Here is a 12,733-nt window from a genome sequence, read left to right as displayed (position 1 = left end):
AAACAGGAGATAGATCACAATTCAATATAAATACAAAATGAACAAATCAACAGTAGCAGAAATAAAAGAACGATTTGACAATGATGTAGAACGATTTTCAAATCTTGATACAGGACAAATCTCAACTATTGATGCAAAAATATCATTAGAGCTTATCACAGAAGCTTCTAAAAGAATTGTGCCTAATGCCGAAAATTTACTGGACATTGGCTGTGGAGCCGGAAATTATACTATAATGATGCTTTCTAAACTCCCTGATCTGAACTGTACACTGGTTGATTTAAGTAAACCTATGTTAAATAAAGCTTTTGAAAGAATATTAGATAAAACCAACGGGAAGACAGAAATCAAACAAGGTGACATCAGAGAGGTTAAACTACCGGAAAATCACTTTGACATTATTCTGGCAGGTGCGGTTTTGCATCATCTGCGAGATGATAAGGACTGGGAAACAACATTCGGTAAACTTTATAAACTGCTCAAACCGGGAGGTTGCTTAATGATCTCAGATCTGATCACACAGGATAACGAAATGCTGAATGATTACACCTGGGAAAGATATGGTGATTATTTGGAAAATCTGGAGGGTAAAGAATACCGTTCAAAAGTACTGGATTATATCGCTAAAGAAGATTCACCAAGATCAATGAGCTATCAACTGGATCTTATGAAAAAGGTTGGATTTAAAAGTACTGAAATACTACATAAGAATATGTGTTTTGGAGCTTTTGGGGGAATAAAATAAAAATAACATTAGATAATTATGTCAGAACCATTTGTCCATATAGAAAATCTTACACTTAAATTTCGTAATAAAACGATACTGGATAGTTTGTGCTGGCAAATAAATAAAGGGGAACAATGGTTACTTACAGGAGCCAGCGGCAGTGGTAAAACAACACTTGCAAAAATCATTGCTGGAATACTTCATACTGGTAATGATATCACAATAAATTATTGTGATACGTCAGCTCCGGGAACTTTGTATGTGGCACAATGGTTTCCGTTCAAAGACAAACAGGGAACAACTAGTTTCTATTATCAACAACGTTATAACAGTTCAGAAGCCGAAAATTGTAACACAGTATGGGACGAAATATCTTCTTATTGTGCAAAACTAAATAAAGGGTATCAGGATGGACTGAATATTTTAAAAACATTTGGGCTTTTTGATCGAAAAGAGGCTCCGTTGCTTCAATTGTCCAGTGGGGAACATAAGAAATTACAGTTATGTAAAGCATTTCTTCTGAAACCGCAATTGCTAATCTTGGATAATCCTTATACAGGGCTTGATATTGCAACACGCAGGAATTTGAATACTTTAATAAATGAGTGCTGTAGTCTGGGAATGCAACTTATTCTAATCAGTAATGATAATGATGAGCCTGCTTGTATCAACCGATTTGCCCGATTAGAAAAGGGTAAAATAAAAGTTTCTCTGACAAAAGAAACTGATCCTGCCACTTTTTATGAAAGAGATCTACTGGTTATACCTGAATTCTTAAAAAGAACGGACTATAATTTTGATGAGGTTATAAAACTAAAAGAGATAAATATTGAATATGGAAAAAAACAGATTCTTAAAGATATAAACTGGACGATTTATAGAGGAGAAAAATGGCTATTACAAGGACCTAACGGTTCTGGAAAATCTACTTTATTAAGTCTTTTAAATGGTGATAATCCTCAGGCTTATGCAAATGATATTTATTTATTCGGGAGAAAAAGAGGTACGGGAGAAAGTATCTGGGATATTAAAAAAAATATCGGTTTTATATCTCCTGAACTGCAATGGTATTTTGAACCGTCATCAACAGTATTTCAAGCTATTGCTTCGGGTTTCTTTGATACCAACGGGTTATTCAGAACTATTTCTGCTACTCAAAGTGAGAAAGTAAAGCAATTACTGGTATTATTTGGATTAGAAGAGGAAGAACATACTTTATTAAAACAGCTCCCTTTAGGAAAACAAAGACTGGCATTATTAGCTAGAGCGGTTATTAAGAACCCGCCATTACTCATTCTTGATGAGCCATGTCAGGGATTAGATCAACAACAGACTGCTTTATTTAATAATTTAGTAAATAGTATATGTGCAGAAGATCGTTCTCTCATTTATGTAGGTCATTTTGAAAATCAGTTACCAAACTGTATTGAATATCGACTAATCCTGAATAACGGGATTGCACAAAACACAAAACGTATATTAGAAAAGGAAACTATAAAATGAAAAAAAACATACTAATAATACCGGGAGATGGTATAGGTCCGGAAGTAACTATCTGGGGGAAAGCAGTACTGGAACAAATTGCTGTAGCATTTGATCATGAATTCACTTTTGATGAAGCCTTAATGGGACACGTAGCTATTGAAGCTACTGGTAATCCCCTACCTGATGAAACATTAGAAAAAGCTAAAAATAGTGATGCTATACTTTTTGGAGCGGTAGGTCATGCTAAATATGATAATGATCCTTCTTTAAAAATAAGACCGGAACAGGGTTTACTTAAAATAAGAAAGGAACTGGGTTTGTATGCGAACCTACGTCCTATCTTGCTATTTGATGAATTATTAAATGCTTCAAGTATTAAATCAAGCATATTAAAAGGTACAGATATTTTGTTTTTCAGGGAGCTGACAGGTGATGTTTATTTTGGAGAAAAAAAACGCTCTGAGGACAGAAATACGGCATCGGATTTAATGATCTATCATAAATATGAAGTTGAAAGAATAGCTCATAAGGCTTATCAGGCAGCTATGCAACGTAATAAAAAACTTTGTTCTGTAGATAAAGCAAATGTACTGGAAAGCTCCAGATTATGGAGAGAAACGGTTCAGGAAATTGCAAAACAATATCCAGAAGTTGAAACGGAACATATGTTTATTGATAATGCTGCTATGCAGCTTATTAAAGACCCAAAACGATTTGATGTGGTTTTAACGGCAAATTTATTTGGTGATATATTAACGGACGAAGCTTCACAAATCGCAGGTTCTATGGGTATGCTCGCCTCTGCTTCTATTGGTGACGGTACAGGGTTTTTTGAACCTATTCATGGTTCAGCACATGATATCGCAGGGAAAAATCTGGCAAATCCACTGGCTTCTATTTTATCTGTAGCACTAATGCTGGAAATCAGCTTTGGACTGAAAGAAGAAGCTAAAATGATTGTCGATGCTGTTAATCGGGTTTTGAAAAAAGGCTTCAGAACAAACGATATTGCGGATGAATCTACCCAACCTAATTCTATATTAGGAACGAAAGAAATGGGTAAACTTATTTTAAAATTTATTACAGAAAAAGAAAACATTAACTACTAAATCCAATATTTTATGTTACATGATCCTAACAGAGTTTATGTATTTGATACCACCCTTAGGGATGGTGAGCAGGTACCGGGTTGTCAATTGGCAACCCCTGAAAAAATAGTAATAGCTAAAGCATTGGAAACATTAGGTGTAGATGTTATTGAAGCTGGTTTTCCGGTTTCAAGTCCGGGTGATTTTCAAAGTGTTATCGAACTTTCTAAAGCGGTTAAAGAACCTATTATATGTGCTCTGACCAGGGCTAATAAAAAAGATATTGAAATTGCTGCTGAGGCTTTAAAATACGCAAAAAGACCTCGTATTCATACTGGTATAGGGGCTTCTGATACTCATATTCAATATAAATTCAACAGTACTCGTGAAGAAATTCTGCAACGTGCGGTTGATGCGGTTAAATATGCTAAAAAATTCGTTGAAGATGTTGAATTCTATGCAGAAGATGCGGGACGTGCTGATAACATTTTCTTAGCTCAAATGATCGAAGCAGTAATTGCTGCGGGAGCAACTGTAGTTAATATTCCGGATACTAATGGGTATTGCTTACCGGAACAGTATGGAGCTAAAATCCTTTATTTAAAGGAAAATGTAAAAAACATAGATCAGGCTATCATTTCTGTACATTGTCATAATGATTTGGGATTAGCTACTGCTAATACACTTTCGGGTATTGCAAATGGTGCGCGTCAAATCGAATGTACGATCAACGGAATCGGAGAACGTGCGGGTAATACAGCATTAGAGGAAATAGCAATGATCCTTAAAACACATCATGCGCTAAACTTACATACTAATCTTGATACGAAACATTTCTATGAAATCAGCTCAATGGTAAGTCGTATGATGCATATGCCGGTACAGCCTAACAAAGCCATTATAGGACAAAATGCTTTTGCTCACAGTTCGGGTATTCATCAGGACGGATTTCTGAAACACAGAGAAAACTATGAGATCATGAATCCTGAGGATGTAGGTATTAATAAAGCTGATATTATTTTAACTGCCCGAAGTGGTCGCCATGCTTTAAAACACCATTTAGAACGTTTGGGTTATGATATAGAGCGTGTCAATTTAGAAAACATATACGAACGTTTTGTAATCATGGCAGATGAGAAGAAAGATATAACGGATGATGATCTTCTTTATTTAATGAGCGATGGTGAGGAAGATCCGTATAAAAACGGATATAAATTAAACTTACTGCAGGTCGTTTGTGGTGATTCTTTAAGTCCTACAGCCAATATTAAATTGGAATATAACGGAAAGGAACATGAAGGAATGGCAAAGGGTAATGGTCCTGTAAATGCTACTATAAAGGCAATAGAGAATATTATTGGAAAGGATATACAGGTAAAAGAATTTAATATACAGGCTATGCACGGCGGCAGTGATGATGTAAGTAAAGTAAACATGAAGGTATCTTATGACGGCAGAGCTTATCTGGGTTATGGTTTCAGTACTGATATTGTAAAAGCTTCTGCTAATGCTTATCTGGATGCCATCAATAAATTTTTATAAGATATGAATATAGAGAAAGAAACAGAACTAGATTTTATTGCAGCAGCAAAAAAAATCAGTAATACAGTCAAAAGAACGCCTTTAGAATATAATATCAGTCTGTCAGAAAAGTACAATGCGAATATTTATCTGAAACGAGAAGACCAGCAGGTTGTTCGCTCTTATAAACTACGGGGAGCGTATAATATGATTAGTACACTTTCAGCAGATCAGCTAAAAAATGGTGTTGTATGTGCCAGTGCGGGTAATCATGCTCAGGGTGTTGCCTACTCATGTAAAAAATTAAATGTTAAGGGAGTAATCTTCATGCCGGAGATTACCCCTAAACAAAAAATAAAACAAACGGAAATGTTTGGGGGTGACACTATCGAAATTGTACTTATCGGAGATACATTTGATGATTGTATGAAAGAGGCTTTAAAATATACAGAAGCACATCGGATGACTTTCATCCCTCCTTTTGATAATGAAAAAATTATTGAAGGTCAGGGAACTGTGGGCGTTGAAATATATGAGGATCGGCCTGATGTTGATGTTGTTATTATGCCTATCGGCGGAGGTGGATTAGCTTCGGGTATCAGCCGATATATAAAAACAGTGAAACCTACTGTACAACTAATCGGGGTTGAACCGACAGGGGCTCCTTCTATGAAGAAAGCAATAGAAAATGGTGGTCCGGTAACTTTGACGCATATAGATAGTTTTGTAGATGGTACGGCTGTTAAAAGGGTTGGCGACCTCAATTATAAATATTGTAGCGACCTGCTGAATAAAATAGTTATAGTCCCTGAGGGCAAAATCTGTACTACTATTTTAAAATTGTATAATGAAGATGCTATTGTTGCGGAACCGGCAGGTGCTCTGGCTGTTTCTTCTTTAGATCAGTTAAAAGATGTAATAGAAAATAAAACGGTTGTCTGTATTGTTAGTGGAGGAAATAATGATATTGAACGTATGCAGGAAATAAAGGAAAAATCACTTTTATTTGAAGGGTTAAAACATTATTTTATTGTTCGTTTCCCTCAAAGACCGGGCGCTCTGAAACTATTTGTTAATAAAGTACTGGGACCTCAGGATGATATTACCCGTTTTGAATTCATCAAAAAAACAAATCGGGAAAACGGACCTGCATTAGTGGGTATCGAACTTACAAAAGCTTCTGATTATAATTCTCTTACGGAAAGAATGAAAGAGTATAAATTTGATGTTATCGAATTAAATAATGATCAGACCTTGTTTGAATATCTGGTGTAATCCTAATGTACGATATTCAGAAGAAAGAGTCAAGAGCCAAGAAGAAAGAGATTTATGATATTTTTAGAAGAAAGAGGCAAGAATCAAGAAGCAAGAGATTTACGATATTGAATATATATAGAGGTGCGTTAAAACGCACCTCTATATATCTCAATACTCAATTCTAACAGCTCAGTACTACTATAATTTTACTTCTAATAATTTATAAAATTCCTTAAGGATTGTAGGATGTCCGGGCCAGGCTGGTGAGGTAACCAGATGTCCGTCTATTAGTGTTTGTGTTGGTGCTACTTTTTTATAGGTCCCTCCTGCTAAAGTAACTTCGGGGGCTACGGCGTCATAACAGGTTAGTGTTCTGCCTTTTACTACATTAGCGGCTGTTAAAACCTGAATCCCGTGACAAATAGCGGCTACGGGTTTCTGTTTATCAAAAAAGTGTCTTGTATATTCCAGTACTTTTTCTTCTCTTCTTATATATTCCGGGGCTCTGCCTCCTGTAATATACAATCCGTCATAATCATTCAGATTTACTTCATCAAAACTTTTATTTAACTGAAAATTATGTCCTCTCAATTCGATATAAGTCTGAAATTCTGTAAAATCATGGATAGCAGTCGCTATCATATCTCCTTTCTTTTTACCGGGACAAACAACGTCTACAGCGACTCCTACTGATAAAAGCGCCTGATAAGGAACCATAACTTCATAGTCTTCTACGAAGTCTCCTGCTAGCATTAAAACTTTTTTACTCATAACTATTTCATTTTATTTAACTATACTAATATATTTATAAAATTAGGAAATTACACTACTTCAAAACTTAAATTCATTTTATTTTTATTTTGAATAACAACAAACTTTATACGTTTCTGATCTTAAATACTTACTTTAGTAGTCCTACTTTATTAAAGCTTAAAAACAATGGAAAATATTTTAAAAGAAGATATTCAGGGAACAATAGGAACAAAAAACTATTTATGTGAAATACAGTGGCGAAACGGAACATTAATAATGGATGAACCATTAGATATGAATGGACAGGATATTGGTCCTGATCCCTACTCTACTCTTTTATCTTCGTTAGCCGGATGTACACTTATTACTCTTCGAATGTATATTGACAGAAAAAACTGGAATATCCCTGAAATTAAAGTTTCCCTGAATTTAAGTCAGGAAAACGCACCAGAACTAACTACTCATATTACTAAAAACATTCAGTTTTCAGGAGAAGTTACTCTGGAACAAAAGGAACGTTTATTAATAATAGCTGAAAAATGTCCAATCTCAAAAATCCTTAAAAATAATGTTATTATTCATTCGGCAACCTAACAAATTTCTGAATCTTATTCATTATATAACCTAACGATATATTTAGAAATATTCTAAGCAAATAGTGATAATTATTAAATTATATTTATCTAAAATTAAATATCATGCTTTTTTATTTTTAATTCTTTAAAAAGAATCGTAACTTGTTATTATCAAATTTTAATCAAACTAAAAGTTGGTATAACTTTTAAATACCCTTTATTATGAAGAAAATATTATATCCTACTGACTTTACAGAAACTTCCGAGAATGCTTTCTTATATGCCTTAAATTTTGCAAAAGCTACGAAAGCAGAAATTATTATACTACACGTTTATCCTTTCCCTTCTGTAAAGCTGGGAACCATCCCTGAAAACATCGAAAGAGCCTACACTACTTATGAACTTGAAAAACTGGAAGAGTTTAGAGATATTGTTATTCAATTAAGAAAGATTGCTTCTGATAATGATCTGTCCAATATTAAACTAACACATATTTTAAGGAGCGGTCAACCACTTATTGCAATTGAAAATGTGGCCAGAGAGGAAAATGTCGAATTGATAGTAATGGGAACAAAAGGATCGGAAGGTCTTCAGGAAACATTACTGGGATCTACAACGGGAAACATTATAATGAACTGTAAATGCTGGGTTCTTGGAGTACCGGAAACAAGTCATTATAATGGTATCAAAAATATCACTTTTACAACACGATTTAAGGAAAAAGACAAAGAGGCTCTAACTGAAATCCTTAATTTTCCAAATCTAAAATCTCCTGATGCTAAAATAACATGTCTTCATATTAAATCTCCAAATACAGAAATAAATGATACTGCTATTAAAGAATGGAAAGAAGAATTTAAAAATACAAATCTTAATTTTGAAATAAAAGAAAATAATAATGTACAGAAAGGTATTTTTGAATACCTGAAAGAATCAAAATCAGATTTATTGGTTATGCTTACTTATAAAAGAGGTTTTTTTGGAGAAATGTTTGAAAAAAGCGTTTCCAGAAAATTAGCATATCATACTGAAACTCCTATTTTAGTATTACATGAGGCTAATTATAAGCCACAATAAATACAGTAAATATCTCAATTAAAAAGGTCTGTGTTTTAAAACACAGACCTTTTAATTAAAATGCTTTTCAATATTAAAAAACACTCTTCAAATTATTTGATTTTTAAAAGTTCTTTAATAATGTTTATTTCATTATAGGAAGGATGCGTAATTGTAATCCATTTTTCCAATCCTAAATTTTTTGCCTGGATAAAAGAATCATTATACTTTTTAAGAGACTTCTTTCTTAGTAACAAGTCTTGCTGAAATTTCTCTAATCCCTGAAAAATTTTTGTTTGTTCTAGTTTTTGTTTCATAATAGGGGATTTTAATAACACGTTTAATATATATTTAATAACTCAAATCTTTATTCTACTCTAAAAAATAAATAATTTTTACCAATTTAACATTTTTTTTACACATAAACAAAACATATAGATATTTAAATAACTCACCCTAATTAAACAGAAGAATAAATTTGTTCTATATTATTTAAAGAGTAATCTTTGTCATATTATTATTCCAGTTTACCTATGTCAGAACATAAACACTTTCTTATTCATAAACCTCATGGTTATTTAAGTCAATTTATATATACTTTAAAAAAGAAAAAATTACTGGGCGAATTATATGATTTTCCTGAAGGAACTATGGCTATCGGTCGTTTAGACGAAGATTCTGAAGGATTGTTATTACTTACTACAGATGGTAAAATGAGTGAAATAGTACGTAGTAAGAAAGTACCAAAAGAATATTATGCTCAAGTGGATGGTATTATAGATGAAACAGCTATTACTCTTTTAAAACAAGGTGTAGAAATAGGATTTAAGGGGATCAAATACCAGACATTACCCTGTAAAGCTCATTTACTAAAAACAGCTCCTGACTTTCCTGCTCGTACTAAAAAAATACGTGATGAAAGACACGGACCTACTTCTTGGGTTTCTATAACATTAAATGAGGGTAAATTTAGACAGGTACGGAAAATGACTGCTGCTGTTGGTTTTCCTACATTAAGACTAATACGTGTACGTGTTGGAGATATTCATCTTAATGATCTGAAAGCTGGAGAAGTTCTGGAAGTTCCAGGGTTTTTTAATAGTTAATAATTGATAGTTTTGTGAGATGTTATCTGTGAGATGTAAAAAGTAGGGCTAACCGCAGAGGACCAAAGGTTTACGCAAAGTTCGCAAAGTCTTTATAAAAACTGTAAACTTATTTACCGCAAAGATGTTCTGAAAACTGTATACTGAAACTGTAAACTCATTTACTACTCCTTTTCGCTCTGAAACTCCTGCTCGTCTTCTATTATTTCATTAATGACTCTTTTTGATTCGGGGACACTGTCATCTTCACCTAAAAGTATTCCCCAAGGCTTTAAACTGTCTACATGATCAAAGATTACTTTAAAAATAGCAATAACGGGTATTGAAAGGAACATACCGGTTATTCCCCACATCATTTCTCCTATTACTAATCCTAGTAAGGCAATCAGAGTATTTATTTTTACTTTGGAGCCGACTATTTTCGGCATAATATAATTACCGTCAATAATGTGAATAATAACTACTGCAATAATTACAAATAAAACATGGCTTGGTGTCATTGTAGTGAAAGTAATCAATACTGTTAAAAGCATCGAAACAGAAATTCCGATATAAGGAATAATATTAAAAATTCCTGTAATCAATCCTAATAAAAAACCATATTTAACTCCTATTATTTCAAATGCAATACAGGCTAATGTTGTAACAATAATCATCTGAATAAAGAGCCCAAGTATATATTTCTTTACTATATACTGTATTTTATTAATTACTGCATATACTACTATGCTATGTTTATCGTGAAATAAAGAAACTATAAATCGCAATAATAGTCTGCGGTGTAACAATATAAAAAAAGTATACAGAAAAATAAACATCAGAAATAATAATAAAGAGGAAATAGATAGTAAAGCCTGTCCTACTATTGAAGTTCCTTTGCTTATAACTTCTGATGCTGTACTATTTATATAGCTTATCTGATCTTTGTTATCAATATGAAATGTTTCTGATATCCAGTCCTGTAATTTTGTTGTGGCTTCTAAAACTTGTTGCTTAAAAACCGGTAGATCCTGTAACAAATCTGTTAACTGTGTTCCTAATAAAAACAATACTCCTAAAATGAAAACAGTCAAAGCTATTATTACTACTAATGAGGAAATAACACGTGGCATACGAAAACGGCGTTCCAGAAATCCGGCAAAAGGTAAAAGAAGTAATGAAAATAAAAAAGCAAATAATAATGGAGCAACAACTGTTTTACCAATAATAGCAATATAACTTAAACAAATCAAACTGATTAAAACTTGTGCTAACTTGGTATAAAAAGGCGCTGTACGAATCATTTACTACTTATTTTGAATGATGAATTTTAAAATATTCTTAATTTTAGAAAATACTGAGTTATCTTCCAAACTTGGGTAAAGATAGGTTATACTTCACTGCTACAATACGCAAAAATACAATTATTGCTCCTGAAAGTAAAAAATTAGTATTTCTTTCTACTCCGAAAGAATTAAGAACGAGATATAAAATAGCTCCTACTAAACAAGCGGTTGCATAAACTTCTTTATGAAAGATAATTGGGGTTTCATTTGTTAATACATCTCTGGTTACTCCGCCCATTACTGCGGTAAACATTCCCATAATAGCTGCAATAACGGGACTTACACCATCTCCAAAATGTAATGCTTTTTCTGTTCCTACAATGGTAAACAAGGCGATTCCTAAAGTATCAAATAAAAAGAATGTTCTTCTTAATCTTGCGAAAAACGGGAAAAAGATACCGGATAAAACAATCCCCAGAAGAATTGCAAAAATAAAATTGGTGTCTCCTATCCAGAATAAAGGATAACTTCCTAATAATACATCTCGTAAACTACCTCCTCCTATTGAGGTAATAAAGGCAATAAAGGTTACTCCAAACCAATCCTGTTCTGACTTTTCTGTACCTGCCAAAGTTCCTGAAACGGCAAAAAAAACGGTTCCCAACAACTCAAAAACATATTGAATCTGCATTATTCTCTTTTTTAATTAATGATATTCTAAAGTAAAAATTCTTTTAAAACAAAACAAGCTTTTCATATAATTGTATATAAAAAGCTGTTTTATTTCAGGCGGCAAATATATAAAGTAATTTAATAGAAAACGGAAAAGAAAAAAATCTAATTAAGAAGCAAAAGGAAAATTTAGAGAGAGTTTAACTCTCTCTAAATAAAACTAAATTGTTTTAAGCATAAGCAATCAATTTCCAGGTAACATTCTTATATATTACTTTTGAACGTTTTTTATAAAACAGTAAATGAAAACCATACAGGTACATGGTCTGATATTTTTTTTGCCTCTTTCAATGATTCAAATTTTTTATAAAAGGGAATAATTCCTGAATTGATTTTATTGATTTTCATTGAATTATAAAATATATTATCAAACTCTGAAGCGAGACATTGTTCTTGTCTGCATTCTTGTTTTAATGATGTTTTCTGGTTATTTAAAATGGGATTATACCCCATCTTTTTTAACGGATTAAAAACGGTATGTGATTGTGGACAATTAAAATCTCCTACAAAAATTAAATTTTTATCGGGATACTGAGCGGGTAAAAATTTGAAATATTTAATCTCTGTTTCGGGTTGCTTCTTTTTTGTAATGGCATGGAAATTAACTACTGTGAAATTCTTTTTTTCATATTCAAAGGTGCAATAATAAGGTTCTCTGTCTATTACCGTTTTATAGGTTTGTTCTAACCATGCTTTTCCTTTTTTCTTTACTCTATGTGTTTTCCATATAAAGGCATACCGCTCTGTTTTATAGGCACTGCTTATAGTGGGTACACTAACTGAATAATTCCATTTTGCTCCTTTTTTATTTAATGCTTCGTTTAATCTGGCTACTGCTTGTATTCCTCCTACTCCTGCAACGACTTCTTGGATGGCAATAATATCACAATCTCTAATGGTATTAGCAATAAAATTAATGGTTGAATCTGCTTTTGTTTTTCCGAAATTTTTAAGATTCCAGGAACATACTTTTACTTGTCCGAAAAGTGAACCTAGAAAAATAAAATAGATAAACAGACTATGATAATATTTCATTCTTTCGTTTGATAACTGGATAGTTTTTAATTGATAGTTTACAGTTGATAATTGATAGTTTTTGAATACTGAGAAACGGTTTACTCTTGTATCTTTCTTCTTGTCTCTTGATTCTTTTTCTAAGCTATCGTAA

The 12,733-nt window shown here is 32.7% G+C and carries 13 protein-coding genes; 8 read left to right on the top strand and 5 right to left on the bottom strand.

From position 1 onward, the window contains the following. Nucleotides 1-37: 37 nt before the first annotated feature. Genes AC4FQX_RS04135 through ilvA form a run of 5 tightly spaced genes read left to right on the top strand, consistent with a single transcriptional unit; the run spans nt 38 to nt 6,096 of the window. Nucleotides 38-745, top strand: coding sequence for a class I SAM-dependent methyltransferase (locus tag AC4FQX_RS04135; protein ID WP_491166409.1), 708 nt, complete (start codon nt 38-40; stop codon nt 743-745). An 18-nt stretch (nt 746-763) separates the two neighbouring features. Continuing rightward, nucleotides 764-2,230, top strand: a complete 1,467-nt coding sequence (locus tag AC4FQX_RS04130; protein ID WP_491166408.1) for an ATP-binding cassette domain-containing protein — start codon at nt 764-766, stop codon at nt 2,228-2,230. Beyond that, nucleotides 2,227-3,321 (top strand): 3-isopropylmalate dehydrogenase, encoded by a 1,095-nt coding sequence (gene leuB / locus AC4FQX_RS04125; RefSeq protein ID WP_491166407.1) that lies wholly within the window; start codon nt 2,227-2,229, stop codon nt 3,319-3,321. Before AC4FQX_RS04130 ends, leuB begins: the two co-directional genes overlap by 4 nt. A 12-nt stretch (nt 3,322-3,333) precedes the next feature. After that, nucleotides 3,334-4,842 (top strand): 2-isopropylmalate synthase, encoded by a 1,509-nt coding sequence (locus tag AC4FQX_RS04120; RefSeq protein WP_491166406.1) that lies wholly within the window; start codon nt 3,334-3,336, stop codon nt 4,840-4,842. 3 nt (nt 4,843-4,845) lie between these two features. Next, nucleotides 4,846-6,096 (top strand): threonine ammonia-lyase IlvA, encoded by a 1,251-nt coding sequence (gene ilvA, locus AC4FQX_RS04115; protein ID WP_491166405.1) that lies wholly within the window; start codon nt 4,846-4,848, stop codon nt 6,094-6,096. 180 nt (nt 6,097-6,276) lie between these two features. On the opposite strand, the gene AC4FQX_RS04110 is transcribed toward ilvA, so the two are convergent. Next, nucleotides 6,277-6,849 (bottom strand): DJ-1/PfpI family protein, encoded by a 573-nt coding sequence (locus AC4FQX_RS04110; protein ID WP_491166404.1) that lies wholly within the window; start codon nt 6,847-6,849, stop codon nt 6,277-6,279. A gap of 168 nt (nt 6,850-7,017) precedes the next feature. Between AC4FQX_RS04110 and AC4FQX_RS04105 the strand changes: the two genes are divergently transcribed. Further along, nucleotides 7,018-7,425: an OsmC family protein gene (locus AC4FQX_RS04105; RefSeq protein WP_491166403.1), complete on the top strand. Its 408-nt coding sequence runs from the start codon at nt 7,018-7,020 to the stop codon at nt 7,423-7,425. Between the two features lie 203 nt (nt 7,426-7,628). Beyond that, nucleotides 7,629-8,483: a universal stress protein gene (locus AC4FQX_RS04100; protein WP_491166402.1), complete on the top strand. Its 855-nt coding sequence runs from the start codon at nt 7,629-7,631 to the stop codon at nt 8,481-8,483. 92 nt (nt 8,484-8,575) lie between these two features. Here the strand turns inward: AC4FQX_RS04100 and AC4FQX_RS04095 are convergent, their stop codons facing one another. Next, nucleotides 8,576-8,779 carry a hypothetical protein gene (locus tag AC4FQX_RS04095; RefSeq protein WP_491166401.1) on the bottom strand — a complete coding sequence of 68 codons (204 nt, stop codon included), beginning with the start codon at nt 8,777-8,779 and terminating at the stop codon, nt 8,576-8,578. Between the two features lie 216 nt (nt 8,780-8,995). On the opposite strand from AC4FQX_RS04095, the gene AC4FQX_RS04090 reads away from it, so the two are divergent. Continuing rightward, nucleotides 8,996-9,568 carry a pseudouridine synthase gene (locus tag AC4FQX_RS04090; protein WP_491166400.1) on the top strand — a complete coding sequence of 191 codons (573 nt, stop codon included), beginning with the start codon at nt 8,996-8,998 and terminating at the stop codon, nt 9,566-9,568. A gap of 164 nt (nt 9,569-9,732) precedes the next feature. On the opposite strand, the gene AC4FQX_RS04085 is transcribed toward AC4FQX_RS04090, so the two are convergent. The 3 genes from AC4FQX_RS04085 to AC4FQX_RS04075 form a co-directional block, all read right to left on the bottom strand. After that, the gene (locus tag AC4FQX_RS04085) at nt 9,733-10,851 is read right to left on the bottom strand and encodes an AI-2E family transporter (RefSeq protein ID WP_491166399.1); all 1,119 of its coding nucleotides are present in this window, start codon (nt 10,849-10,851) and stop codon (nt 9,733-9,735) included. A 58-nt stretch (nt 10,852-10,909) separates the two neighbouring features. Beyond that, entirely contained in the window at nt 10,910-11,524 is a 615-nt protein-coding gene (locus AC4FQX_RS04080; RefSeq protein WP_491166398.1) for a trimeric intracellular cation channel family protein, read from the bottom strand. A gap of 269 nt (nt 11,525-11,793) precedes the next feature. Then, the gene (locus AC4FQX_RS04075) at nt 11,794-12,600 is read right to left on the bottom strand and encodes an endonuclease/exonuclease/phosphatase family protein (RefSeq protein WP_491166397.1); all 807 of its coding nucleotides are present in this window, start codon (nt 12,598-12,600) and stop codon (nt 11,794-11,796) included. Nucleotides 12,601-12,733: the final 133 nt, after the last annotated feature.

This window comes from Flavobacterium sp. AK-301 (assembly GCF_058310215.1).
Note: the sequence above shows the minus strand (reverse complement) of the source record. Positions and strands in the feature narration are given on the sequence as shown.